24 protein-coding genes and 1 tRNA gene are annotated in these 25,196 nt (G+C 68.5%); 14 read left to right on the top strand and 11 right to left on the bottom strand.

The genetic code is table 11. The features are described 5' to 3' along the window. The first annotated feature begins 10 nt into the window (after positions 1 to 10). Both ABEA24_RS27245 and ABEA24_RS27240 read left to right on the top strand, forming a co-directional pair. A complete protein-coding gene (locus tag ABEA24_RS27245; RefSeq protein ID WP_345433973.1) occupies positions 11 to 397 on the top strand; it encodes a hypothetical protein in 387 nt (128 codons plus the stop codon). Between the two features lie 19 nt (positions 398 to 416). Beyond that, a complete protein-coding gene (locus ABEA24_RS27240; protein ID WP_345433972.1) occupies positions 417 to 593 on the top strand; it encodes a hypothetical protein in 177 nt (58 codons plus the stop codon). Positions 594 to 860: 267 nt separating this feature from the next. Here the strand turns inward: ABEA24_RS27240 and ABEA24_RS27235 are convergent, their stop codons facing one another. Continuing rightward, positions 861 to 1,322 (bottom strand): VOC family protein, encoded by a 462-nt coding sequence (locus ABEA24_RS27235; RefSeq protein WP_345433971.1) that lies wholly within the window; start codon positions 1,320 to 1,322, stop codon positions 861 to 863. 263 nt (positions 1,323 to 1,585) lie between these two features. Further along, a complete protein-coding gene (locus ABEA24_RS27230; RefSeq protein WP_345433970.1) occupies positions 1,586 to 2,737 on the bottom strand; it encodes a serine hydrolase domain-containing protein in 1,152 nt (383 codons plus the stop codon). A gap of 146 nt (positions 2,738 to 2,883) precedes the next feature. Here ABEA24_RS27230 and ABEA24_RS27225 point away from each other — a divergent pair, with 146 nt between their 5' ends. Then, on the top strand, positions 2,884 to 3,510 hold the full coding sequence (locus ABEA24_RS27225) for a VOC family protein (protein WP_345433969.1): 627 nt from the start codon (positions 2,884 to 2,886) through the stop codon (positions 3,508 to 3,510). 174 nt (positions 3,511 to 3,684) lie between these two features. Here the strand turns inward: ABEA24_RS27225 and ABEA24_RS27220 are convergent, their stop codons facing one another. After that, positions 3,685 to 3,963 (bottom strand): globin family protein, encoded by a 279-nt coding sequence (locus ABEA24_RS27220; RefSeq protein WP_345433968.1) that lies wholly within the window; start codon positions 3,961 to 3,963, stop codon positions 3,685 to 3,687. Between the two features lie 585 nt (positions 3,964 to 4,548). Between ABEA24_RS27220 and ABEA24_RS27215 the strand changes: the two genes are divergently transcribed. From ABEA24_RS27215 to ABEA24_RS27205, 3 genes are all read left to right on the top strand, one after another. After that, on the top strand, positions 4,549 to 4,980 hold the full coding sequence (locus ABEA24_RS27215) for a hypothetical protein (protein ID WP_345433967.1): 432 nt from the start codon (positions 4,549 to 4,551) through the stop codon (positions 4,978 to 4,980). Positions 4,981 to 5,587: 607 nt separating this feature from the next. Next, on the top strand, positions 5,588 to 6,367 hold the full coding sequence (locus ABEA24_RS27210; RefSeq protein WP_345433966.1) for a methylenetetrahydrofolate reductase: 780 nt from the start codon (positions 5,588 to 5,590) through the stop codon (positions 6,365 to 6,367). A 432-nt stretch (positions 6,368 to 6,799) separates the two neighbouring features. After that, positions 6,800 to 7,591, top strand: coding sequence for a site-specific integrase (locus tag ABEA24_RS27205; protein ID WP_345433965.1), 792 nt, complete (start codon positions 6,800 to 6,802; stop codon positions 7,589 to 7,591). 91 nt (positions 7,592 to 7,682) lie between these two features. Here ABEA24_RS27205 and ABEA24_RS27200 read toward each other — a convergent pair. Then, positions 7,683 to 7,756, bottom strand: a tRNA-Gly gene (locus ABEA24_RS27200). 436 nt (positions 7,757 to 8,192) lie between these two features. Here ABEA24_RS27200 and dcd point away from each other — a divergent pair. The 4 genes from dcd to ABEA24_RS27180 all read left to right on the top strand — a co-directional run bounded on the left by dcd (position 8,193) and on the right by ABEA24_RS27180 (position 12,821). Further along, entirely contained in the window at positions 8,193 to 8,768 is a 576-nt protein-coding gene (dcd, locus tag ABEA24_RS27195; RefSeq protein WP_345433964.1) for a dCTP deaminase, read from the top strand. A 41-nt stretch (positions 8,769 to 8,809) separates the two neighbouring features. Next, a complete protein-coding gene (locus tag ABEA24_RS27190) occupies positions 8,810 to 9,487 on the top strand; it encodes a hypothetical protein (RefSeq protein ID WP_345433962.1) in 678 nt (225 codons plus the stop codon). Between the two features lie 417 nt (positions 9,488 to 9,904). Then, entirely contained in the window at positions 9,905 to 11,068 is a 1,164-nt protein-coding gene (locus ABEA24_RS27185; protein ID WP_345433961.1) for a quaternary amine ABC transporter ATP-binding protein, read from the top strand. After that, positions 11,061 to 12,821, top strand: a complete 1,761-nt coding sequence (locus tag ABEA24_RS27180) for an ABC transporter permease/substrate binding protein (RefSeq protein ID WP_345433960.1) — start codon at positions 11,061 to 11,063, stop codon at positions 12,819 to 12,821. The genes ABEA24_RS27185 and ABEA24_RS27180 overlap by 8 nt, the downstream gene beginning before the upstream one ends. A 168-nt stretch (positions 12,822 to 12,989) precedes the next feature. Here the strand turns inward: ABEA24_RS27180 and ABEA24_RS27175 are convergent, their stop codons facing one another. Continuing rightward, positions 12,990 to 13,625: a TetR/AcrR family transcriptional regulator gene (locus ABEA24_RS27175; RefSeq protein WP_345433959.1), complete on the bottom strand. Its 636-nt coding sequence runs from the start codon at positions 13,623 to 13,625 to the stop codon at positions 12,990 to 12,992. Positions 13,626 to 13,687: 62 nt separating this feature from the next. Here ABEA24_RS27175 and ABEA24_RS27170 point away from each other — a divergent pair, with 62 nt between their 5' ends. Beyond that, positions 13,688 to 14,239: an RBBP9/YdeN family alpha/beta hydrolase gene (locus ABEA24_RS27170; protein WP_345433958.1), complete on the top strand. Its 552-nt coding sequence runs from the start codon at positions 13,688 to 13,690 to the stop codon at positions 14,237 to 14,239. 49 nt (positions 14,240 to 14,288) lie between these two features. Here the strand turns inward: ABEA24_RS27170 and ABEA24_RS27165 are convergent, their stop codons facing one another. The 3 genes from ABEA24_RS27165 to ABEA24_RS27155 all read right to left on the bottom strand — a co-directional run bounded on the left by ABEA24_RS27165 (position 14,289) and on the right by ABEA24_RS27155 (position 18,389). After that, positions 14,289 to 16,430, bottom strand: a complete 2,142-nt coding sequence (locus ABEA24_RS27165; protein WP_345433956.1) for a 4Fe-4S dicluster domain-containing protein — start codon at positions 16,428 to 16,430, stop codon at positions 14,289 to 14,291. A 191-nt stretch (positions 16,431 to 16,621) separates the two neighbouring features. Beyond that, positions 16,622 to 17,776 carry a hypothetical protein gene (locus ABEA24_RS27160; RefSeq protein WP_345433954.1) on the bottom strand — a complete coding sequence of 385 codons (1,155 nt, stop codon included), beginning with the start codon at positions 17,774 to 17,776 and terminating at the stop codon, positions 16,622 to 16,624. Continuing rightward, positions 17,769 to 18,389: an RNA polymerase sigma factor gene (locus ABEA24_RS27155; RefSeq protein WP_345433953.1), complete on the bottom strand. Its 621-nt coding sequence runs from the start codon at positions 18,387 to 18,389 to the stop codon at positions 17,769 to 17,771. The genes ABEA24_RS27160 and ABEA24_RS27155 overlap by 8 nt, the downstream gene beginning before the upstream one ends. 159 nt (positions 18,390 to 18,548) lie before the next feature. On the opposite strand from ABEA24_RS27155, the gene ABEA24_RS27150 reads away from it, so the two are divergent. Next, positions 18,549 to 19,232, top strand: coding sequence for a cysteine peptidase family C39 domain-containing protein (locus ABEA24_RS27150; protein ID WP_345433952.1), 684 nt, complete (start codon positions 18,549 to 18,551; stop codon positions 19,230 to 19,232). A 12-nt stretch (positions 19,233 to 19,244) separates the two neighbouring features. On the opposite strand, the gene ABEA24_RS27145 is transcribed toward ABEA24_RS27150, so the two are convergent. Continuing rightward, a complete protein-coding gene (locus ABEA24_RS27145) occupies positions 19,245 to 20,276 on the bottom strand; it encodes a hypothetical protein (RefSeq protein ID WP_345433951.1) in 1,032 nt (343 codons plus the stop codon). Positions 20,277 to 20,584: 308 nt separating this feature from the next. Here ABEA24_RS27145 and ABEA24_RS27140 point away from each other — a divergent pair, with 308 nt between their 5' ends. Next, entirely contained in the window at positions 20,585 to 21,331 is a 747-nt protein-coding gene (locus ABEA24_RS27140; RefSeq protein WP_345433950.1) for a C39 family peptidase, read from the top strand. A 56-nt stretch (positions 21,332 to 21,387) separates the two neighbouring features. Here the strand turns inward: ABEA24_RS27140 and ABEA24_RS27135 are convergent, their stop codons facing one another. After that, positions 21,388 to 22,527 (bottom strand): CU044_5270 family protein, encoded by a 1,140-nt coding sequence (locus ABEA24_RS27135; RefSeq protein WP_345433949.1) that lies wholly within the window; start codon positions 22,525 to 22,527, stop codon positions 21,388 to 21,390. Continuing rightward, positions 22,524 to 23,069 (bottom strand): RNA polymerase sigma factor, encoded by a 546-nt coding sequence (locus ABEA24_RS27130; protein WP_345433948.1) that lies wholly within the window; start codon positions 23,067 to 23,069, stop codon positions 22,524 to 22,526. Before ABEA24_RS27130 ends, ABEA24_RS27135 begins: the two co-directional genes overlap by 4 nt. Positions 23,070 to 23,316: 247 nt before the next feature. Here ABEA24_RS27130 and dnaK point away from each other — a divergent pair, with 247 nt between their 5' ends. Next, complete coding sequence (gene dnaK / locus ABEA24_RS27125) at positions 23,317 to 25,170, top strand: molecular chaperone DnaK (protein WP_345433946.1); 1,854 nt, start codon at positions 23,317 to 23,319, stop codon at positions 25,168 to 25,170. Positions 25,171 to 25,196: the final 26 nt, after the last annotated feature.

Here is a 25,196-nt window from a genome sequence, read left to right as displayed (position 1 = left end):
GGCTGGCGGGATGGCTGGATATCCGGGCTTCGGTGTGCTGTTGGCGCGGTTGTCAGGTCACCGGAATCCGGACGTCGGTGACCTGTCCCGGCTTGCCGGGGCCGGTGAGACCGACTGGCGTCTGTACTTGCCCGCGGTCAAGATCCAAAGGGTGGGGTGCGGGCGCCTGCGGCCGACCCTCGACCTGGTGGCCGGTCTCGCGACCGCGCTGGGCGTCCGTGCCGACGACATGGCCGCGCTGATCGGCGTCGAGCTGCCGGGAGACACGCCGCCGCGGGATCCGGCGGGGATCGACGTGGCCGAGCTGATCTGGGACGTGCGACGCCTGACCGCCGATCAGGTGCTGCAGGCCTGCGACGCGGCCAAGTCCATGGGGCGGGGTCGACCACGCCGGTAGCGGCGTACTGCCCGCCCCCATGGCCTGGACGACGATGAACGTCAAAGGCCCGATGGCCCGCACGGTCGCCGACACCGCGCTCCTGCTGTCGGCGATCGCCGGCCCCAGCTCATTTCGCTTCATCGGCCGGGCTGAAGCCTTTGGTCTCAGTTCGGTACCCGCCCCGGCGACGGCCGGAAGCCCACGACGTTGTTGAACGATCGCGTTGACGTCCGGGTTCACCTGCTCGATCCGTTCGAGGTGTGCGGTGACGACCTCGCGGGCGGAGACCTCTTTGCGGTCGAGCGCCTGCAGCGTGAAAGAGCGGTTGCGGAAGCTGTACGCGGACGGGCGAGAGTTCGCATGGACGGGTCGGATCAACCACGTCGCCGGTGAACGCGACTGTCACATGTTGTCAAAGGCGGTCTTGCCGTGGGGCTGCGCCGGCCGTGATTCCCGTCGATCGCTGTCCTGAGGGCCGCGCTCAGCGCCGCCAGGGCATGTGCTGGAGAGTCCAGGTGTTGCCGTCGGGGTCGGCGAAGTAGGCGTAATAGACGCCGCCGAGGTCCTCCACCGGGCCGACGTCCACGCCGCGTTCGACCAGTGTCTCGCGTGCCGCCTCGATGTCGGCGACCACGAGGTGAAGACCGCGCAGCGTGCCGGGCGGCATGTCGAGAGCGTCGAGCCCCTCGGTCAACGTGATGGAGCAGGCCGAGTCGGGCGGGGTGAGCTGCACGATCCGTACGCCCTCGGACGGACGTACGTCGACGTCCACGTGGAAGCCGAGCTGCTCGGCGTAGAAGGACCTGGCCCGGTCGATGTCGGTGACGGGCACCGGGATGAGCTCGAGCAGGAGCGCGCCGGGTCGCACGGGCGGGGAAGTGGTGTCGGCCGGCACGTCGTACACGTCGGCTGGGATCTCGGTCGTGGTCGGCCGCTCAGTCATCGTGGGCTCGCCTCCGCTTCGTCAGCGCGGCCTACCCACGCCGTGTTGCACTATCTACCACAGGCAAGCGGCAATCCTTCGCGAGATACTCAAGCCTGAGTGAGCCATCCCCCGAGCCTGATGCACCCGCCGGAGGCGGAATCATGCGTGGGGTGCTGAAGCGTGCCGGCCGTGGCCGCCGACGGTCGGCGACGTCCTTTCGCCGAGACTTGTAGGAGTCAGAACAACGCAAGGTCTCGGCGATAGGCCAACGACGGGCGGCTTCATCGCTGGGCTGGGTCGCCGCAGAACTCATCGGCGATGAGCGCGTTGATCTCGTCTCCGGCGGCTTTGCTCAACGTGAGGCTGCGGTTGACCGAGATCGTGATCTGGCGTGCACTCTGAGGGCTGGTGAAGCTGTAGGTGCCGTACCCGGGCACGCCCCCGACGTGGCCCCAGACCTGCTGGCCGCACATCTCGGTGTGCCCGAGGCCCAGCCCGTACTCGAACCCGGGGAAGGCGGGTTGGGTCTGCTGCATCTGTTGCAGCAGGGTGCGCGGCACCAGTCGCCCGCCGAACAACGCCGAGTAGAAGAGGTTCAGGTCGTGGGCGGTGGACACGATGTCGCCGCTCGCCCATGCGACGGACATGTTGTAGGTGGTGAGGTCCGTCAACCGGGTCGACGAATGTACGGCCTCGTACCCGCGTGCCGACGGCTGCCGCAGGCGCGGGTCGTGTCCGGCGATGTAGGTGTGCCGCAACCCGGCCGGGTCCAACACGCGCCGGGACAGTTCGTGTGCGTAGCTGTCGCCGGTGACCTTCTCCACGAGCATGCCGAGCATGACGTAGTCGGTATTGGAGTACCCGAACTCCCTGCCGGGGGTGAACTGCAGCGGCTTCTGCGTGGCGATGCGCACGAGATCGGCCGGAGCGTAGTCCCGGTATCGCGACCGGGCCACGAGCTGCGGGTTCGCCCACAGGACGCTCCCGTAGTCGAACAGACCGCTTCGGTGCTGCAGCAACTGACGGACGGTGATCGGCTCGGAGTACGGCAGCACCCCAGGCAGGTAGCGGTCGATCGGGGCATCGAGGTCGATCCGCCCATCCGCGACGAGGCGGAGCACCAGGGTCGCCGTGAACGACTTGGTGACGCTGCCGATGCGGAACTGACCAGAGGCCCGCGGCGGTTCGTTGGTGCGGAGATTCCCTACACCGGCCACGGCGGACCGGGTGCCACGCTCATCGCGCGTCTCGATGCTGACGCCCGGTACGCCGGCCGCGACGACCCTGCCCGCCTGTTGAACCAACGTCGACCGAGACGGCGGCGGGGCCGATGATGCAACGCCCGGTGCCGCGGTGGCTGTGGTGATGGGCAGCGCTCCGCACACGAGTGCGGATCCGGCGACGACGGCGGCTGTGCGCTTCAGGAATCTCATGATTGGCGAAGCTAGTGACGCGCCACGGCAGGCACACTGGAGTCAACCCCCCGTTTTCGGGGTGGACCCAGCTCCACCGATCGAGGATCAAGCTCGGCTCCCTGGCCTGGGCTTCTTCGTGTGGAGGCCGCTCTAGGATCGGCGTCATGGCCGTTTTGGATCACCTCGTGTACGCGGCGCCGGACCTGACGGTGGCGGTGGAGCAGGTCGCCGAGCGGGTCGGGATTCGGCCGGTGGAGGGCGGGCCGCACGTCGGCCTTGGCACCCGCAACTTCCTGCTCGGGCTCGGCGGCCGCAGCTACCTGGAGATCGTCGGTCCGGATCCCGACCAGCCGGAACCCGCCGGTCCCCGCCTGTTCGGCGTCGACGACCTGGCGGCGCCCGCGCTGGTCGGCTGGGCGGTCGCGACCGACGACATCGACATGGCGGTGGCACGAGCCCGGGAGGCCGGGGTCGATCTGGACGATGCATACGGGATGTCACGACGGCGGCCGGACGGCACGCTCCTGAGCTGGCGACTCACCCCGCCGCTTCCGGGCGTGCGGCCGTTCCTGATCGACTGGGGGGACACGGCCCATCCGGCGGACGCGCTGCCGGTCGTCCCGCTGCGCTCGTTCGAGATCACGCACCCACACCCGGACGCGCTACGCGCCGAATTGGCGGCACTCGGCGTCACGCCGGAGGTGCAGAAGGGGGAACGAGCAGGGCTGACCGGGCGACTGGACGGACTTACGCTCGAACCGCCGGCTCACTTCGGGCCGCAGAATATGTGATCGTGGACCGATCGGGCGGGGGAAGAGACGGGAACCCTCTCGACGAGAGAAGCCCCCAGCACCTGGGATTCGCGTCCTGGCCTGGGGCTTCTCGGCGTGGAGCGGGTGACGGGAATCGAATCCGCGCTACCAGCTTGGGCCGCCGTTGAACGGTGCCGTACTCGTCGATCTCGGTTACGGGTGGTCTCTTTCCTCTCCGAAGCCATGCAGGTAGTCCTCGAAGGTGGGGCCTCGGCTTTTCCGGCGCGACCACAGCACTGCGGCCACCAGTACGAAGGGGACCAGTGGGAGTTTGAGCGCCTGGAGGCCCCGCCGACGGACCATCGGGAGCAGTTCCTTAAGCGTCTGCCAGGGGTGTCCCAAGGCCACGACGGTCACGAGGAAGGCCGCGCCCCTGCGGCTGATCCCCGCGAAGTCGTCGGGGTCGTCGTGTCGTCCCTTGTCCTTGCTCACAGTACGGAACTGAAAGTGAAGAGCAGGAGCTTGCTGCCGCGGGCCATGGAGTCCTCCCAAGTCAGCATGGGTACCTGAAGATCAGGGTCGCGATTTGAACCGCGATTGTGAGCGTACGTCAGGGGAGACTTACATGGCTACGGGCCGTGCCCCCTGGTCACCCGAGACTAATGGCACGCGTAGGCGGCCCGACTTCGAAGAAGTCATGATCGTCCCGCCGATAGACGTCCTGGAACGCCTCGGAAGCTCGTCCGGTTCTTGCAGGATCTCGTGGAGACGAGCCAGTTCCTCCGCAGCGAAGTTCTTCCCCAGCCGATTCTGTGGATCTTGGAGCTGGTCGGCTTGTGGGATGCCCTTCGTTTCGCCGCCCAGCAGTTGTGAAGCCTCCGCCGGCGAGCGCACCTATTCCGCTCGCCTGGTCATCCCGTATGCCTTCGTGCCACCCTCCGGGGCCTGCCCTGGGACGAAGTCAGGCGGGATGACCAGGCCTCCACCTCAACCAGGCCCCGTCGGCGCGGCCATCCCAGAGCCTGATGCCCCCGCCGGAGGCGCTTGCAGCGTTATTTCTAGGTGCCGGCGATTCGTATGGAAGAGATCATCGGCAGTATGTCGTCGCGTAACCGCCATCTGCGGCGTGGTCAGTCGTGGCCGGTCACTCTCACCGACGTGATCGAGGGGCTCGGTGACGCGCACGCGTTGGTGAAGCCACCTAGCTTCAGCTCGGGAACGTCTTCGGATGTGGTGCTGGCAGTGCGATGGGTTCCCGCCCGGTCCTTCAACCATGGCAGTGAGGGCTTCCACCCGAGCGCGGTCGGCATTCATGTCTCCATCTATCCGGTCCACTCAGTCGATCGGGTGACCGTACGGTCGTCGCTGCGCTCCCGAGGACTGCCTGAGCTTCGGGAGTGGGTGATGCGGGCTCAACTAGCGCCTGAGACCTGGCGGTCGGATGTGCACTTCGGCTACTGGCGGTATGACGAGGACGGCGTGCGCTTCGAGGGCGATCGGCCAGTGTGACCGATGATGCCGCCGGTCCTGGTAGGCAAGATTCTGTGGCGGTAACGGCTCTATCGAGACCAAAGCCCCGGCCCGGGGGATCATGTTCCTGGCCTGGGCTTTCGTCGTGTGGAGCGGGTGACGGGAATCGAACCCGCGCTACCAGCTTGGGAATCGTACGGATCTTGGCCGTCATGGGCGCTGACCTGCTCGGCCACGCGGTCACGAGTGACCGCTGTTGACCCTTGTTCACCGCCGCTAATGGCACGCTAATGGCACGGACGCCCACATCGCTCTCACGCTTGCGACCGTGCGACCTTCAGATCCGTAGGTACCCAAACGCTTTCCGGAGCCGTTCGGATTAGTTCGCACGTTCAGCCGACGTCTGGGCCGTCCGGACCCGTACGGCTGCGATCAAGATCGTTCGTCTGGGTGGCTCCCAGGAGCCGCGCAGAATCACCAGTCTCGAAGATTTCGAACCGCGATCTTGTGACGTGCTCTGGTCCAGCTCGGCGATGCAGAGCCGTCTCCGAGTCCCCGTGAGTCCCCCTTGATCGCCCTCTTACGGGCACGCAGCGGGCACATCGAATCCGGCTGGCACCTGGAGTGTCGTCGGTAGGGTGACCGTATGCCTGATCGTCGTTTCGAGCTGATCTGTGAGATCGAACCGCCTGCCCGTCCGGACTTGACGCGGGTGCGTCACCAGATTGGTGTGTTGAGCCCGATAGCGGACTCGTTCTTGGTCCCTGACAACCACATTGGGCGGGCGACGGTGTCGAGCGTGGCGGTCGCTCACGAGGTTCAAACGATGGGTGCTCGTGGCATCGCGTGTCTGAACTCCCGGGATCGCAACCTGCTGGGGTTTCGCAGGGACCTGCTGACGGCCGCCGCATATGGGGTGGATCGGTTCTTGTTCGTCTATGGCGACAAGCCCACTGCGGGCGGGCGTACCAGCGAGCTGACGGTGCGGGCCATGATCGAAGAAACGCGTGGTGCGGCCGAGGATCCGACGTTCGCCGGCTGCCAGCCCTTCCGGGTCGGCGTCACGTCTGGTCTGCGCCCGGTTCCTGCGTGGAAGAGCGCTGCGGACTTTGTGTTCGTCCAGGTCAGCTACTCGATCGATGCTCTGCTGCGCTGGCGCGAGAGCGTCAGTCTGGATGTTCCTGTCTATGCCGGGGTGATGGTGCTGGCCAGCGCGGGCATGGCCCGCAACCTGGCGGCCGCCATCCCCGACATCGATATCCCCGACCAGTTGGTCGACGACGTTGCGCGAGACCGAGATGCCGGGGTGGACGCGGCATGCGAGCAGGTCTTGACCATTCGCGACAGCGGCGCTTTCGACGGCGTGCACTTGGTGCCGGTCAGCCGGTACCGAGAGGTCGCAGCGCGTCTCGAACGCGACCTGTGAACGCCTAGCGGACCTCCGCACGGTTCCCCTGCCTGATCATCCCGTCCGTCGTCGTCCCATCCGCCAGGAAAGCAGACCAGGGGCCTCCGGTCGGGGTGGAGCGCCCCACCGGACGAACGACCTCGACCGGAGGCCCCTGGTCTGCTTGGCTTCGCCTGGGGCGTCGGCGGGCGGGATGATCAGGCTTCCACCTTCACCACCGACAACGGCCACCAGTGCCTGGAGATCATCCCGGAGTCGGAGGCCCCCGCCGGAGGCGAAAAGACGGACGCTGGGGAGTATCGGTGGTGACTGGGCTCGGGGCTAGCTGGTGCATCGCTGACCGGGCCGCCCGATCGGTACGGCCGGAGGGACCGGCGCCCACGCCGCACGCCCGTAGGGCGTGCCGGAGCGGGCGGCCTGCGGCGGCGCGGAGCGCCACCGCCTTGACGAGTGGGAGTTCGGCCGGTCGGCAACATCCGCAAACTCGACTCCGGCGAATACCGGCTGCGTTATCGCATGGCCGGCGGCACGATGCGTCGTCACGCTGAGACCTTCCCGACTCGGACGGCTGCGGCCCGTGCGCTCTGGGACCTGGCCATGGACGGGAAGGCCGATGCGACCCATGACGATCGGTTCCGGGCGCTCGTGCTCCTGGCCGCGTTCGCAAGCCTGCGCTGGGGAGAGGTGACCGCGCTCAAGAGGCGGGACATCGACCTTGCGGCCGGAACGGTCCGCGTCCGCTTCGCCTACACCGAGCAGGACAACGGCAAGATGATCCTCGGACCGCCCAAGTCCCGCGCGGGCCGGCGGACCGTGAACATCCCGGCGGCCATCATCCCGGACATCAAGGCCCACCTGGACAAGTACACGAAGCGCAACGATGACGCCCTGGTCTTCACCGGGATCAAGGGCGGGCCGCTCCGGCGAAGCGGCTTCAACAAGCTGACCCGCTGGGTCGACGTCGTTCGCACCATGGGCGTTCCCGGCCTGCACTTCCATGATCTCCGGCATACCGGCAACACGCTCGCGGCCGACATGGGCGTCTCGCTCCGGAACCTCATGGCGCGCATGGGTCATGACAACGAGCGGGCGGCGCTGATCTATCAGCACGCGTCGAACAAGTCCGATCGGAAGATCGCCGATGGCCTCGACGCCTTGGTGAAAGCGGCGCGGTCGACCGAGGACGACGGCGACGACCAGGACGACGACGGGACAGCAGGGAAGCTGGTCCCCGTAGCCTAATGGCACGCTAATGGCACGACGGCCGGAAAACGGCCCTTCCAAGATCAAAGCCCAGGTCCGGGATCATGTCCCTGGCCTGGGCTTTCGCGTGTGGAGCGGGTGACGGGAATCGAACCCGCGCTACCAGCTTGGGAAGCTGGAGTTCTGCCATTGAACTACACCCGCATCGGTCGCCTTCTCAGGAGACTGCCCGAACATGCTACCGGAACCCACACCCTTCGCGCTCAGGGCTTCCGGCTCCCGCCCGGATCACTCGGGCGGCTGAGCCCGAACGCACACAAAGTCGCCGCCCGGCCCGGGTTCTTGCAGGAAGTCGAAGATCGCGAAGCCACTTTGTGTGCGAACGGGACCGGCTCTCGCGATCGGCCGGCAATCAGCCGGCGAGCGGTGGCCGCGAGGCCCAGTAGCCGTCGGCGATCAGAGGCCACGACCGCCCGCTAAATACGGCACGGCGGGAGGAGACGGCCATCGCGGCGCATCCCGGGCGCCCCTCTGGGGCCGGGGTTTACACCGTTCGCCGTGGCCCCGGGGCGAGGGGTCGGTTCTGGATGATCCGATCCGGCGTTTACGTGTCGGGGTGATTACCCGGTACTTTCTTGTCGTGCTGCTCTCCGATCGTGATCTCAAGGCCGAGATCGAGTCCGGGCGGATGAAGATCGATCCGTTCGACCCCGGGATGGTTCAGCCGTCGAGCGTCGACGTGCGCCTGGACCGGTACTTCCGGGTGTTCGAGAACCACAAGTATCCGCACATCGATCCGGCCGTGGAGCAGCCCGACCTCACTCGGCTGGTCGACGTGGAGCCGGATCAGCCGTTCATCCTGCACCCGGGGGAGTTCGTGCTCGCCTCGACGTACGAGGTGTTCGGTCTGCCCGACGATCTTGCCGCCCGCCTCGAGGGCAAGTCGAGTCTGGGGCGCCTCGGGCTGCTGACGCACTCGACCGCGGGGTGGATCGACCCGGGGTTCTGCGGGCACGTGACGCTGGAGCTGTCCAACGTCGCGACGCTGCCGATCAAGTTGTGGCCGGGCATGAAGATCGGTCAGATGTGCCTGTTCCGGACGAGTTCCCCGGTCGAGGCGCCGTACGGTTCCGAGCGGCACGGGTCGCGTTACCAGGATCAACGTGGGCCGACGCCGTCGCGGTCGTACCTCAATTTTCACCGCACGCGTATCTGATGGGCGGCGTTTCGGCCAGGCGGCTGCGTAAGGTCCCGGCGGTGGTGCTGCCGCGCGCGCCGGAGCCGCAGCGGCTGCTCGCCGCGATCCGGCTGTTCGATCCGGAGGCCGCGCCGGTCGACGGCGGGATCGCCTTCGGGGCGGGCGTACGGCTGGCCGGGCCGCATCCGGTGACTCCGGACCTCGCCGCCAAGAGCAACCTTCCGCAGGGCCTGGCGTTCGTGGCCAGCGACTCGGGACCGTTCCAAAACTGGCTGGCGCGCGGGCTGGCGCGCCGGTTCGGCGGGTACGCGCACCTGCCGCAGGAGTTCGTCGCCGACGACCCGACGGAGGTCGTCGTGGTGCACACGCCGCGGAAGGTGTCGCCGGGGGAGCTCGCGGCGCGGATCAGCGCCTTCATCCCCGGGCTGGTGCCGGACGGGCCGGCGGAGAAGGACGGTTCGTCCTTCCTGACGACGCCGCACATGCCGATCAACATCCGCTGTGACGGGCCGGAGGTGCCGAGCCTGCGCTGGTTGCTGCCGTTGGCGCTCGGGCCGATGCGGCGCGAGCCGGGGCTGCACGGATACCGGTTCGGCATCGCGGGGCAGCGTGATCCCCGGTTCGTACGGCTGGCGGCGACGGCCGCGCTCGAGCTGGCGCAAGGGGTCGGCGGCGTCACCACGGACCTGGACCGGTTCCGGGTCTTCGAGCCGGGCGATCCCGGCCTCTATCGCTGATACAGCCGCGTCTCCCGACGCACGACGGCGCCGTAACTTCCCTGATCTTCCCAGGTCAAACCGATCATTAGCGGATTGTGATCGATCGCACACGGATGTGCATTCTTTTTTCCCTGGGGATAAGGTTCCTTGACGCATGACCCATTCGGTCGGTTGGCGACCACAAGAGTGACATGCGTCACGTCTTGTCCCCCTGGGTCGTACAGGCGAGCCGGCGGTGGGAGCGGACCGGCGGTTCGCATCGAACGCCGCGCGGTCCGACGGGCACGTACGACGCTCAGGACGGCGGCGCGGCCGGACCGAAAGGACGATGTGCCCAGAATCCGCGCGCAACATGTGTCAAAGATCTTCGGCCGACGATCGGCCGAAGCCCTCCGAAGAATCCGTCAAGGCGCTGAACCCGACGAGCTCCGCCGCATGGGCGTGACCGCGGCCGTCGCCGACGTCTCATTCGAGGTCGATGAGGGCGAGATCTTCGTCGTCATGGGGCTCTCGGGCTCCGGCAAGTCCACGCTGATCCGCATGCTGAACGGCCTTCTCGAGCCGACGGACGGCAGCATCGAGGTCGACGAGGTCGACATCACCGCCATCGGCGGAAAGGACCTGCGCCGGCTCCGGCAGGAGAAGGTCAGCATGGTCTTCCAGCACTTCGCTCTCTTCCCCCATCGCACCGTGCTGGAGAACGCGGCGTACGGGCTCGAGACTCGGAACGTTCCAAAACAGGAACGGCTGGCGAAGGCCAAGGAGTTCCTGGACTACGTCGGTCTCGCCGGCTGGGAGGACCGCTACCCCGACCAGCTCTCCGGCGGTATGCAGCAGCGCGTCGGCATCGCCCGCGCGCTCGCCGCCGAGACGGACATCCTGCTGATGGACGAGGCGTTCAGCGCCCTCGACCCGCTGATCCGGCGGGAGATGCAGGACCTGCTGCTCGACCTGCAGGGCGAGCTCAACAAGACGATCGTGTTCATCACCCACGACCTGAACGAGGCGATGCGGCTCGGCGACCGGATCGCCATGCTGCGTAACGGGCGCGTGATGCAGATCGGTACGGCCGAGGAGATCCTCACCGACCCGGCCAACGACTACGTCGCGCAGTTCGTCGCCGACGTCGACCGTACGCGCGTGCTCACCGCGCGCTCGGTCATGGAGACGCCGATCGCCGTCGTGGAGCCGAGCGGCGGTCCCCGCGCGGCCGTACGCGTCATGCGGGAGCAGCAGGCGTCGTTCACGTTCGTCGTGGCAAAGGACCGGCGGCTGGTGGGCGTGGTGTTCGCCGAGCCGGCGGCCAAGGCCGTACGGGAGGGCAAGAACACCCTCGACGGCATCGTCGAGGACGGTTTCCACCCGGTCGACCCCGACACCGCCGTCGCCGACCTGTTCACGCTGTCGGCGGAGAGTCCGCTGCCCGTGCCCGTCACCGACGGGAGCGGCAAGCTCCTCGGCGTGATCCCGCGGGTGACGCTGCTCGCCGCGCTGGGCAACCTGAACGGCAACGGCCACACCGAGAGCACCGAGGAGGCCGGCACGCCCACCGAGGAGGACGGCACCGGCGTCTCCACGGAGGTGAACGCCGATGCCTAGGATCCACCTCGGAGACTGGGTCACCGACGCGGTCAACTTCCTCACCAAGCACGGCAAGCCGGTCTTCAGCGCGATCAGTGACGTGGTCGGCGGTCTCGTGCACGGGCTGAGCCATGTGCTGACCGCGCCGCCGTCGCTGGCGCTGGCCGCGCTGGTGGCGATGCTGTGCTGGTGGCTTCGTGGTCTGCTCGCGGGCGTCCTGACGTTCGTCGGGCTGATGGTGATCGACTCGCTCGGCCAGTGGAACGCGGCCATGGAGACGCTCGCGCTGGTGCTGGTGGCGAGCTTCGCCGCCCTCATCATCGGGATCCCGCTGGGCATCCTCAGCGCACGCGTGCCGAGGTTCGGTGCGGTGGCCCGGCCGGTGCTGGACTTCATGCAGACGATGCCGGCGTTCGTCTACCTGATCCCGGCGATTTCGTTCTTCGGGCTCGGGGAGGTGCCGGGCGTCGTCGCGACGATGATCTTCTCGATTCCGCCGGGCGTGCGCCTGACGGAGCTCGGCATCAAGCAGGTCGACAAGGAGATGGTCGAGGCGGCCGAGGCGTTCGGCACGCCGTCGTCGCGGATCCTCACGCGTGTGCAGCTGCCGCTGGCGCTGCCGACCATCATGACCGGCGTCAACCAGGTCATCATGCTGTCGCTGTCCATGGTCGTCATCGCGGGCATGGTCGGCGCCGAGGGCCTCGGCGCCAACGTCTTCGGCGCGATCACGCAGTACAACCTGGCGGCGGGCGCCGAGTCCGGTCTCGCGGTCGTGCTGCTGGCGATCATCCTGGACCGCATGACGGGCGCTCTCGGGCAGCGTCTGGCGCCGGCCGCGCGGCGGCACGCCGAGCGGGCCGTGCAGGGCGGCGTGTCGTCCGTGCTGCGGTACCGCCCGCGTCCGGCGCTGGCCCTGTCCGGCGTGGTGGTCTTCGCGCTGCTCGCCGCCACGCTCGGCGTCGTCGGCTCCGGCGGGAGCGGCGGCAAGGGCAAGCCGATCACCATCGGCTACATCCCGTGGGACGAGGACATCGCCGTCACCCAGCTGTGGAAGGCGCAGCTGGAGAAGAAGGGCTACCAGGTCACCCTCAAGCAGGTCGACGCCGGTCCGCTGTTCGCCGGCCTCGGCCAGGGCGACATCGACCTGTTCCTGGACGCCTGGCTGCCCGCGACGCACGCCGACTACTACAACCGGTACAAGGACAAGCTCACCGACATCGGGGTCTGGTACAAGAACGCCAGCATGCAGCTGGCCGTCCTGAAGGACGACCCGGCGAACTCCGTCGCCGACCTCAAGGGACAGAGCTCCCGGTACCAAGGTCGCGTCGTCGGCATCGAGCCGGGCGCCGGCGAGATGAAGATCGTGAAGAACAAGGTGCTGCCCGGGTACGGCCTCGGCGACTACAAGCTCGTCGAGAGCAGCACGGCGGCGATGCTCGCGGAGCTGAACCGCTCCGTCCAGAGCAAGCAGCCGATCGTGGTGACGCTGTGGAAGCCGCACTGGGCGTACACCAAGTTCCCGATCAAGCCGCTGGCCGACCCGCAGAACGCCTTCGGCGCGGCGGAGAAGGTCCACGCGCTCGGCCGTCAGGGCTTCGCGAAGGACTTCCCGCAGCTGAACACCTGGCTGAAGAAGTTCACGATGACCGACACCGACCTGTTCCCGCTCGAGGACCTGGTCATGAACAAGTACAAGGACCAGCCCGCCAAGGGCGTCGCCGAGTGGGAGAAGCAGCACCCCGATGTCGTCAAGAAACTGACGAGCTGATCCGGCCGCCGGGCCCTGTCATCAGGGGCCCGGCACCGAGCCGCCCCAGTGATTTCTTCCACAACGGGTGGCCAACCAGGAGCAAAGTCGATAGTTTCGGACGACGCGTTACCGACCAATCCGGTTGACGTAGATCCTTGTGGTCTTCGTCACATCGAGGTGGGTGCGTCAGGGCGGTGTCACCTCAAATCCCCGCTCCCCCGAGGTGGCACCGCCTTTTTCTATGGATCGCAGGCCGCCCAGCAGGTTGGCCATGTGCGTCGGCGCGTCGGCCGGATCGAGGGGCTCATGGCCAACCAGGAGCCGGTACCAGAAGGGGCCGAAGATCAGGTCGACGGTGTGGCCGAGGTCAAGGTCCTCGCGGAGTTCGCCGCGTTCGATCCCGCGTTCCAGCATGGCGGCCACGACGGCGCGGCGGCTGTCGACCCAGGTACGGAACGGGTCGCGGAAGTCCGGGTCGAGCTGAGCCTCGGCCATCAGCCCGCGTAGCGCCCGTACCCGCACCGGATACTCGGTGACGCGGTAGAGCCGGCTGACGAACTCGGTGAGGTCGCCCTCGACCGTGCCGGTGTCAGGGTCGGGCATCCGCCGCGCCACGACCTGGGTGTAGGCCTCCATCACCAGTTCGGGGCGGGAGCGCCACCATCGATAGATCGTGCTCTTGGCGACCCCGGACCGCTCGGCGATCTTCTCGATGGTCAGCGCCTGGTAGCCGTGTTCCTCCAGCAGCTCGGCGGTGGCGGACAGCACGGCCTGATGGGCCTCGGGGCTGCGGGTGCGGCCTCCCCTGCGCTCGGTTGACATGCGGATCACTCTAGTTCTAATTTTCAATCGAAACGAAACGTAGCGATTCGATTGGACCTGTGATGAGCCGCATCGTCATCTCCCACGAGTACGCAAGCTCTCCCGATCAGGCCTGGTACGGGCACCTGGTCCGCCGGCTCCCCGGCCACGACGTGCGAGTGCCGCAGCTACCCGACCCTGAGGCGCCGCAGCCCGAACCCTGGTTCAAGGCCGTCACCGCCGAGGTGACCGATCCCGCCGACACGGTCCTGGTCGGCCACAGCCTCGGCGGCGTCACCCTGCTGCGCGTCCTGGAGCAACACGACGGCGAGCCGTACGCCGGTGTCGTGCTCGTCGCCTCCATGGCCCACGAGGTCGGTTACGACCAGCTCGCCGCGTTCTTCGAGGGCGGCTTCGACTGGGACCGCATCCGCCGCGCCGCCAAGGCGTTCCGGGTGCTGGTCGCCATCGACGACCCGGTGCTGACGCCCGACCCGCTGGTACACGTCCGGCTCTTCGCCGAACACTTGGGCGCCAAGGCCCTGGTCACCCCGGACGGCGTGCACTTCAGCCGCCTACAGGACCGGCGTGAGCTGGATGAGGCGGTGGCCCTGGTCACCGACCTCCTCCCGTAACGCGGCAAGGGCCCGTCACCGACCGGTGACGGGCCCTTCGCGTACGGCCCTACTCGGCGGCCGCGGAGGCGGGCTCGGCGGGCTCGCCCTTCACCGACTTGATCAGCAGCTGGGCGACGTCGACGACCTCGAGCGACTCCTTCGCGTCACCGGTGTTCTTCTTCTCGTTGATGGCGTCGCCGAGCATGACGAGGCAGAACGGGCAGGCCGTGGAGACGGTGTCCGGGTCGGTCTCCAGCGCCTCTTCGACGCGCTCGGTGTTGATGCGCTTGCCGATGCGCTCCTCCATCCACATCCGCGCGCCGCCCGCGCCGCAGCAGAAGCCCCGCTCCTTGCAGCGGTGCATCTCCTGCGTCTGGACGCCGGGCACCTGGGCCATGATGTCGCGCGGCTGGGCGTACACCTTGTTGTGCCGGCCGAGGAAGCACGGGTCGTGGTAGGTGATCTTCTCGTCGATCGGTGTGACCGGCGTGAGCTTGCCGGTCTCGACCAGGTGCGACAGCAGCTGCGTGTGGTGCACGACCTCGTACGTGCCGCCGAGCTGCGGGTACTCGTTGGCGAGCGTGTTGAAGCAGTGCGGGCAGGACGCCACGATCTTCTTGACGCCCGCCTCGTTGAGCGTCTCGACGTTCTGCTGGGCGAGCATCTGGAAGACGAACTCCATGCCCAGGCGGCGGGCCGGGTCACCGGAGCAGGCCTCCATCGGGCCGAGCACCGCGAACTTCACGCCCGCGATGTGCAGCAGCTCCGCGATGGCCTTGGTGGTCTTCTTCGCGCGGTCCTCGAGGGCGCCGGCGCAGCCCACCCAGAAGAGGTACTCGGTGTCCTCCGGCATCTTCTCCTCGACGACCGGGACCTCGAAGTCGAGCTCCTCGATCCAGTCGAGGCGCTTCATCTCGGACATGCCCCAGGGGTTGCCCTTGTTCTCGAGGTTCTTGAGCATCACGCCCGCCTCGGACGGGAAGCTCGACTCGATCATCACCTGGTAGCGGCGCATGTCGACGATGTGGTCGATGTGCTCGATGTCCACCGGGCACTGCTCGACGCAGGCGCCGCAGTTGGTGCAGGACCACAGGACGTCCGGGTCGATCACGCCGTTCACGTCCGCCCCGCCGACGAGCGGCCGGCCGGCCTCCTTGAGGACGTCCTCGGGGAGGTTCGCCTGCTCCTCCTCGGAGGCGAAGATGTACGGCGCCTTGGCCAGCGCGTGGTCGCGCAGGTCCATGATGAGGGTCTTCGGCGACAGCGGCTTGCCGGTGTTCCAGGCGGGGCACTGCGACTGGCAGCGGCCGCACTCGGTACAGGAGGCGAAGTCGAGGTAGCCCTTCCAGGTGAAGTCCTCGATCTTGCCGCGGCCGAAGGTGTCCTCGTCCGGGTCGGCCTCCTCGAAGTCGATCGGCTTTCCGTCGCTCATCATCGGCTGGACCGGGCCCAGGCCGTCCGGGCGGCGCTTGAACAGGACGTTGAGCGGCGCGAGGAAGATGTGCAGGTGCTTGGAGTTCAGCACGATCAGCAGGAAGACCAGCATCACGCCGATGTGCAGGAGCAGGCCGACCGACTCCAGTGCCTCGGCGGTGTCGTGACCCAGCCCCTTGAGACCGCTGCCGACCAGATGCGACATGAACGCCGCGTTCCCGTACGGGAAGTTGCCGGTGGCCACGCCCGCGCCCCGGAACAGGAACATCGTCCAGATCACGTTGAAGATCATGAACAGGACGAGCCAGGCCCCGCCGAGGTGCGAGCCCTTGAACCGGGACTTGCGGTCGAGCTTCTTCGGGGAGTTCTTGACCCGGATGATCGCGAAGGCGACCAGGCCGAGCAGCGCGGCGACCGCGATGAAGTCCTGCAGGAAGCCGAGCACGCCCCACGTGCCGACCAGCGGGATGTGGAAGTCCAGCCCGAAGAACAGCGCGCCGTACGCCTCGAGGTAGACGGTGGCGAGGATGAAGAACGCCCACATGACGAAGAAGTGGGCGAGGCCGGGCACGGTCCACTTGAGCAGCTTGCGCTGCCCGAAGACCTCGACGGCCTGGAGCTTGACGTCCTCACCGACGCTCGACTTGGCGAGCGCGATGCGGTCGGGGGCGGGCTGGCCGTTCGTCGCGAGCCTGTAGAGGAACAGGACCCGCCGCACGGCGAACACCAGCGCGACCACCGTTGCGGCAAGCCCGATGATCAACCTGAGAACCAATGTTCCGTCCTCCTGAAGGTACGGCGTTGGCAATCAGCGTACGGCTCGCGACTGACAGCCATCGACTTGGGACCCCAAGAGTCTACCGAGCAGTAGCTTCACTGCCCATCACCGCACTGACCGCCGCGATCCGGACACCGAGGATGCGAGCGTCCCGCGCCCTGACCAGGCACGGGACGCGGACGCGACGGTCACTTGAACGGCAGAGCCGACGGCGGGGACGGCCGGTGGTCCGTCCAGCCTGAGCTCCGCGTCAGCTGGTAATCGATCACGAAGCCGGGCTTGCGGTCCCGGTACTCGGCACCGGGGGTCAGAAGAACGGTCTGGTCGGCCAGGAGCGCCCCCGTGCTCTTGTCGAAGATGAGTTGTACCTGCTCGCGGTAGCCGTGCTCCTTCCGGACAAGGCGCCCACCGGGCCCAGGCGACCAGCCCCACGACGGCTGGTCGACAGCGAGGGCGACGCCCTGGCGGCCCAGTGCGTCGGTCGCCGTCTCGATGGTGTGCACACCGGACTGTACGACCAGCGCGCGCATCAACCCGGCGCGTACCTTCGGCGGCAGCGGCGCGCCCTCGAACATGTTCGCCGCCAGCTCGAGCTTGTACGCGTTGCTCACCGGAGCCAGTCTGTTCGGCGCCCGGCTCGCGCTCGCACCCGGGGGCCACTTCGGTGCAGGCATGGTCAAGAACCGGTTCGCCAACGTCTCCGGATCGGTGGGAAGCCGGAGCACCTCCTGTGTCGTCAGCTCCCCGCCCCTAAGGGGGAAACGGCCACCGGGCCGCCGCCCTCCCTTGTCCTCCTCCCAACGGCTCGCGCGACGCGTGTACGTCATGGAGGAGCCGTTCGACTGGACGCGGAAGCTCGTCGGCGCCCCCGCCCGGCGCCAGGCGGCCTCGTCCTCCGGGGTCACCGGCCGTGCGGGCAGGTCCCGCCCGTAGAAGCGGCCGCCGCGGCCCTTGGAGGCTCCGGTCCACTCGAAGGTCTCCATGTGCGCTCCGATGATGGCGTACCCCTCTTTGAGGAGGTACGACGCTCCGGAGATCTGGTCGGAGTACCAGTAGCCGCCCATCGGCTGGCTCTCGGCCTTCTCCGCCGCGGCCAGGAACACGGCCTTGCCGCCGAGCGGCATCTGCGGATCCGACTGCTTCGGCGCGCCGCCCGTCGTGCCCACGGCCAGCGCGACCGCGGTCGCCGCGGCGACCAGGCCGAAGCCGGGCAGGGCCCAGCGCAGTCGTGGCGTACGGCGCCGACCGGCACCGGTCGCCCGCAGCCGAGCCTGGGCGGCCACTCGGGCCTTCGGTGGCGCGGCCTCGGGGAACAGCTCCCGTACGGCCTGCAGTTCATCCATCGGTGGGTCCTTCCTGATCGACCATGGGATCGACTCCACCCAGCGCCCTGCGCAGTTTCTGCCGAGCCCTGCTGAACCGCGAGGCGACCGTTCCGTACGGCACGTCCAGCGCCTGCGCCGCCTCCTCGTAACTGAGTCCGGCCAGGACGACGAGCAGCAGCACGTCACGCTGGTCGGCGGGCAGGTCGCCGACGACCCGCGCAAGGCGGCCCTTCATGTGCTGGGCGCTCACCCTGGTGACGACCCGGTCCTCGTGACCGTCGGCGGAGCGTTCGCCGCTCAGCCGTCCCAGCGCGCGGAACTTCCGTGCCTCCGAGCGCCGGTGCTTGGCGATGAGATTCGTCGCGATGCCGTACAGCCAGGGCCGGGCGCTTCCCCGTGACAGGTCGAACCTCTTCCGCTGCCGGAACGCGGCGTGGAAGGTCTCGGACGCGATGTCGTCGGCGGCCTGTGGGTCGAGCCGTCGGGCGACGTAACCGTGGATCTCCGCGAAGTACGCGTCGAAGATCACGCCGAACCACTCCGGGTCATGCCAGGACCGCTCGATCACCGAAGCGTCGGTCCGGGCGTCCGGTCCGACGTCGGGGGGAGCGGCCGTGGGGGGCTCCTTCATCTGATGCCTTATCTATTGGCGTGGATGACGGTCATCCCTTCTCCCCCGCAGCGCCCGGTCCCCTTCCCCTGGGTTTCGACGTCGATGAAAACCGATGCAGCCGCTGTCCGGACGATGTGATCATTGCGCCACTGATCGGTCGTACGGGGGAGAAGTAAGGTGTCGCGTCGACGGTGGACGGCCGGTGTCGCGGCAGCCGCCGCCGTCGCCGCGGCCTGCACCGTCGCCGTCGTGGAGACCCGAGGCTCGGCGGACCGGACGCGTCCCGTCGCCCAGGCGTCCACGCCGAGCGCATCGCCGTCCCCGGCCTCTCCGGAGCCGCCGGTCTCCTACCGGCTCCGGATCACGAAGGAGTACCAGGCGCCGTCGTACGACAGCTCGCCCGCGGCGGGCGTCGTGAGCCTGTCGACGTTCGGGATGAAGGTCCGGCAGTCGACGCTGATCCGCAAGATGAAGTCGAAGCCCCGCGAAGGCACGGACGGCGACGACATCATGCACACGCTCCGGGACTACCTGTACGACACCCCTTACCTGCTCGCCGCCGAGGGCTGGTCGGGGATCCGTCCCGACTTCCTGCTGCGAGACGTGGGGTACGACGTCGGCGTCCTTCGGCGCGCACCGGTCCTCATGGTCTGGTGGGAGCGCCTCCCCTGGAACAAGGGCATCGAGCCGGGCGCCCACAAGGTCGGACACTTGATCGTCGCGTACGGCTACGACCGGGCGAAGGGGACCGTCACCGTTTTCGATCCGTCGCCGGACACGGGTGGCACGCACACGTTGCCGGCGACGACGCTGGCGCGGATCCTGCAGCCCGGCGGCCTCTGCTACATCTACCGGCAGTGACCTGCCGTGCGCTCATTGGAGACCCGACGTCTCGGGGTCGGGCGCCTCGTTGGTCCAGCCCACCGACGTGTACACCCTCTCGGCCACCACCGATCCCGCCGGACGGCGGCCCGCGCCGGTGACGACCTCCTGGACGCCCAGCACGCGGCCGGTGCCGGGCTCGATGATCCAGCGCAGCTCGGTCGCGCCGAGACCGAGTCCGCTGATCACGACGCCCTCGCCCGTCCGGTCCAGCGCGTCCATGACCTTGCCCGACGCCCGTACGCCCGGCAGGCCGGCCATCATCCGCAGGACGGCCGCGCGGATCTCCGGACGGATCGGCAGGTCGGTCATCAGCTGCGGGAGGACGATGTGCCCGTACACGGCCAGGCCGCCCTGGTGCGCCGTCGCGAGTTTCGCATCGATCTGGCGTCGCAGCACGGCAGGGTCCGGCGACAGGTTGTCCAGCCAGATCGGCGAGACCGCGACGTCCGCGATGCGATAGTCGGTGGCGGCGGTGAGGCCGGCGTCCTTCTCCGCCGGTCCGGACCCGGCGGCGCAGATCCGCGCGGCGGTGGAGTACGCCGGCCACCCCTGAGACGGCAGGCCGCCCTGATCCGCCCGCTCCTGCACGGTGAGGGGGCGGGCGCTGAGGCACCGCCGGTACGCGACGCTCCGTCCCCCGCCGGGTCCGGCGAGCCAGATGCCGGCGCGCATCCGCACCTCGATGGGACCTTCCCCGCTGCCGTTCTTGGCGTCGAGCGTGTACCGGCCGGTCTCGACGACCCGCCAGTACCGTCCGGTCGTCAGGTCCGGGCGGTGCTCCAGGGCGGTGGCCGCCGCGAGAAGGATGTCGCGGCCGGTGGGCGGGCCATGCCGCCCGGCCTTCGGGTCCGACGACCCGACCGACAGCGCGACCGCGACGGCCGCCCCGGTGACGGCCAGGCCGAGGGGGACTCCCACTCCCAGGCGCGACCGACCGCGCCGGTTGCGCGCGCGGTCGCCCCGCGAGGGGACGGAAGGGTCATCCTCGGTGTCACCGACGACCCGCGTCAGGTCCATCACGCGTCAGGCTCCCTTCCAGCCGGGTGCGGCGGTGCACCCGGCCCTGCGTCAGGGGAGAGATCCCCGCCGCGGAGTCCGTTCGGCACTCCGGGCCCGCTGCGGGGTCCCCAACTCCTCTTAGTCTCCCGATGGGCGCCGACGAGTTCGGGGTCCATTTCGCATCATTTGAAAAACGCCAGGCCATACGTCCCCGGTGTGTACGGATGCGGCCGCCCGCACGGTTCAGCGGGTTCTCGGCGAGATCGAAACCATCGCGTCGGCCTCGGCGCCGGCGCCACCATTGAGAATCGTCGATCTTGGGAGGTCAGATGCCGCACACCTCGCGTGGTCGATGGGCCGCCGGTATCGCGACGGCCGCCGCGATCGCCGCGGCGGGCGCGATCATCGCGGTGGAGACCGGGCGACGAGATGGAACCCACGGCAGAGCCTCGACGCCGAGCACGTCGCGGTCCGCCGCCGCACCGGCCGCGCCGACGGCCTTTCGGCTGCCCATCGCCCTGCAGGTCCAGGCGAACCCGTACTCCGCCGTGCCGGCCGCGGCGGTCGTCAGCCTGTCCACCCTCGGGATCAAGGTGAGCCAGTCGAGGTTCGCCGCGAAGATGCACATGACCCGGCAGGGCGAGTACGACGGCGAGGACTTCTACGGCGCCGTCAACCGCTATCTGCACGACACCCCGTACCAGGTCAACAACGTCGGCGGGCCGGACAGCGAACCCGACTTCGTGATGCGCGAGGTGGCGTACGACGTCGGCGTGCTGCAACGGGCGCCGATGCTCTCGGTGTGGGGGGAGCGGCTGCCCTGGCACAAGGGCACCGAGCGCGGCCGGAAGGTGGACCACATGGTGGTCGCCGTCGGGTACGACCGGTCGAAGGGCACCGTCACCGTCTTCGACCCGTGGCCGGATACGGGTGGCGTGCGCACGCTGCCGGTCGCCACGCTCGCCAGGACCCTCCAGATCGGAGGCCTCTACTTCATCTACCAGCGGAGCTGGTCGTGGGAGACGACCACCCCCACGGCGAGCCCTCGCCTGTCGCCGGGCGGCGGTCCGCGATGACCATGGCCGGGTCACCTCGCCCATCGGCGAGGCGGCCCGGCCGCCCGTCCCGCCGGTCAGGCGTGGTGCGGAGAGGCGTTCGTCCAGCCGATGTCGAGGACGACGGTGTACGAGTGGACGGTCCCGGGCCGCATGCCGCGGTCGTGGCCCCCTGCCTTGACCACGACCTTTTGGTCACCGAGGATCTGGAAGGTCTTCGGAGCGAGGACGATCTGGTAGCTGACGAGGGTGCCGGAGCCGTCGCGCATGGGGGCTGCCGGAGCGGACAGTCCGATGCCGAGGCGCCCAGAGGCGTCCTTCACCGTGCCGAGCGATCGCACACCGGGCAGGTCGGCGAGCAGGCGGAAGGCCTTGGCCCGGTCGGCCGGTGGGACCGCGGTCCGGGTCAGGAAGTCGTACGCGGTCATGAGCTGCGAGAAACCACCGCCCCCGCTCTGGTCGAGCCGCTGCTTGAACGCCTCGAATCCGGCCGCGAGCGAGCCGTTCTCGAAGATCTTCAGCTTCGCGCACACCTTGTTGGGCTTCCCTGGGGGAGAGGCCGCGCACTCCTTCCGCATGTCGGCCAGCGACCGGGCGTTCTCGGCCGGGGTCGTACGGTCGGCGGCCCAGGGCTCGCCCTTCCTCACGAGGGTCAGCGGTCCGCCGTTCGACGTGACGTTCCAGCGATCCTGCGAGCCGGCCTTCCGCCATGCCTCCCGGTCCTGGGCGGTGAGCGGCCCGGAGGGGAGCCGGCGGCCGTAGGTCACGTCGTCGTCCTTCTTCGGATCGCGGGGCGTCCACTGGTCGAACTCGTCGGCGAGGTAGACCTGGTAGCCCCCGGCGCCCGAGCCGCCGACGCGGTACCCCTGACCGCTGGCATAGTCCACGCGCCAGTAGCGGCCCGCCGGCTCCTTCGCGGCGGTCTCCGCAGCGGCGAGCAGGACCTGCCGGGCGGACAGGTCGGTCGGCCGAGCCTGCGGTGTGGACGGTGCGCGGGTGCCGTGGCCGACGGTCGCCACGGCGACCGACGCGGCGGCGCCGACGGCCACGACCCCGAGGCCGATCGTCACACGGCGCTTCGGGCGGGCAGCACGCCGCTTCTCGAAGGGCTGCGCCATGGCATTGTGCAGGTCACGAGAGCGCCGCTCGGCGTCCGAGGCGGGGTCGAGGTCGGCGGGGCGTGCCTTGCCGAGCAGGGCCATCACGTCACGTGTCATCGCGATTCCTTCCCGAGGGTGAGAACGGCCGACCGGGCGGCCGGCGCGGGAGGGGCGGCCATCGCGCGCTCCAGGCGACGGCGCGCCCGGTGCAGGCGTACGGAGTAGGTCGCGGTCGAGCAGCCGACGACGCGCGCCGCCTCGCGGGGGGCGAGGCCGTGCCAGGCGACGAGCGTGAGGATCTCCCGGTCGTCGTCGGACAGCGCCGCGAGGGCGGCGAGGACCTGGGAGCGCTCGGTGACGTGGTCGGCGACGTCGCCGGTCCGCAGGTCGCCGGACCAGATCCGCAGCTCGGCGTCGACGGCCTTGCGGCGGGCGTCCGCGCGGTACTGCTCGCGCAGGATGTTGCGGGCCACGCCGAGCAGCCAGGCCAGTTCGTGTTTCGGGATCTCGGCGAGCCGCCGCCAGGCGACCAGGAAGGTCTCGCCTGTCACCTCGTCGGCGATCTCATGCCCGGCCCGGCTGACCACATAGGCGTACACCCGAGGATGGAACGTGTCGTACAAGGCGGTGAACCGGCGCCCCCTGTCGGGATCGGTCATGTGTCGCCTCCTTCGCGTGAGGTGCGCGGTCACCAGGGGAGTGACGGGAGCGGGCCGGTTCTTACCGAAGATCCCGAAATTCTCTCCGGGGCGGGAACACGGCGGACCCGCCGCCCGTTGTACCAGTCAGCAAAGTTGAGTCGGCCGGACTCAAGTCATTTGACAGAACGAGGGCGGCTTGGCAGTCTTGCGTCCGCTGGACTCAGCTTCATCGACTTAGCAAGCTCACAGTCGGAGGAACCAACTCATGGCACGTGCGGTCGGTATCGACCTTGGAACGACCAACTCGGTCGTCGCGATCCTGGAGGGTGGCGAGCCCACCGTCATCGCCAACGCGGAGGGGTCGAGGACCACGCCGTCCGTCGTCGCCTTCGCCAAGAACGGCGAGGTCCTGGTCGGCGAGGTCGCCAAGCGCCAGGCGGTGACCAACGTCGATCGCACCATCCGGTCGGTCAAGCGCGAAATGGGCACCGACTGGAAGACCACGATCGACGGCAAGGACTTCACGCCGCAGCAGATCAGCGCGTTCGTGCTGCAGAAGCTCAAGCGCGACGCGGAGTCCTACCTCGGCGAGAAGATCACCGACGCGGTGATCACCGTCCCGGCGTACTTCTCGGACCACCAGCGGCAGGCCACCAAGGAGGCCGGCCAGATCGCGGGCCTCAACGTCCTGCGCATCATCAACGAGCCGACGTCCGCGGCCCTGGCGTACCACCTGGAGAAGGAGGGCGAGGCCACGATCCTCGTCTTCGACCTCGGTGGCGGCACCTTCGACGTCTCCCTGCTCGAGGTGGGCGACGGCGTCGTGGAGGTCAAGGCGACCAACGGCGACAACCACCTCGGTGGCGACGACTGGGACCAGAAGGTCGTCGAGTGGCTGGTCACCCGGTTCAAGAACGCCCACGGCGTCGACCTGTCCAAGGACAAGATGGCGCTGCAGCGGCTCCGTGAGGCCGCCGAGAAGGCGAAGATCGAGCTGTCCAGCTCCTCGGAGACCAGCATCAACCTGCCCTACATCACGGCCTCGGCCGAGGGCCCGCTGCACCTGGACGAGAAGCTCACCCGGGCCGAGTTCCAGAAGATGACGTCCGACCTGCTCGACCGCTGCAAGAACCCGTTCCAGCAGGTCATCAAGGACGCCAACATCAGCGTGAACGACATCAACCACGTCGTTCTCGTCGGTGGCTCCACCCGTATGCCCGCCGTCGCCGAACTGGTCAAGGAGCTGACCGGCGGCAAGGAGGCCAACAAGGGCGTCAACCCGGACGAGGTCGTCGCGGTCGGCGCGTCCCTGCAGGCCGGCGTGCTCAAGGGTGAGGTCAAGGACGTCCTGCTGCTGGACGTCACGCCGCTGAGCCTGGGCATCGAGACCAAGGGCGGCATCTTCACCAAGATCATCGAGCGGAACACCACCATCCCGACCAAGCGGTCCGAGGTGTTCACCACCGCCGACGACAACCAGCCGTCCGTGGAGATCCAGGTCTACCAGGGCGAGCGCGAGATCGCGTCGTACAACAAGAAGCTCGGCACCTTCCAGCTGACCGGCCTTCCGCCGGCGCCGCGCGGTGTCCCGCAGATCGAGGTCACGTTCGACATCGACGCCAACGGCATCGTGAACGTCGGCGCGAAGGACCTCGGCACCGGCAAGGAGCAGTCGATGACCATCACGGGCGGGTCGGCCCTGCCCAAGGACGACATCGACCGCATGATGCGCGAGGCCGAGCAGTACGCCGAGGAGGACCACAAGCGCCGCGAGGAGACCGAGACCCGCAACAACGCCGACACCCTCGCCTACTCCACGGAGAAGTTCCTCCGGGAGAACGACGAGAAGATCCCGGCCGAGGTCAAGACCGAGGTCCAGTCCGCGCTGGACGAGGTCAAGAAGGCCCTCGAGGGCACGGACGTCGACGCGATCCGCACCAGCTCCGAGAAGCTGGCCCAGGTCAGCCAGAAGATGGGCGCCGCGATGTACGCCCAGAACCAGGCGAGCGCCGAAGGCCAGCCGGCCGACGGTCAGAGCGGCGAGCAGCCGAAGGACGACGAGGTCGTCGACGCCGAGATCGTGGACGACGACAAGGACGCCAAGGGCGGGGCGGCGTGACCGGGTTCATCCCCCCACACCGTGAC

Source organism: Actinoallomurus vinaceus (genome assembly GCF_039542055.1).
Taxonomy (GTDB): domain Bacteria; phylum Actinomycetota; class Actinomycetes; order Streptosporangiales; family Streptosporangiaceae; genus Actinoallomurus; species Actinoallomurus vinaceus.
This window is presented reverse-complemented; position numbering and strand designations above follow the sequence as displayed.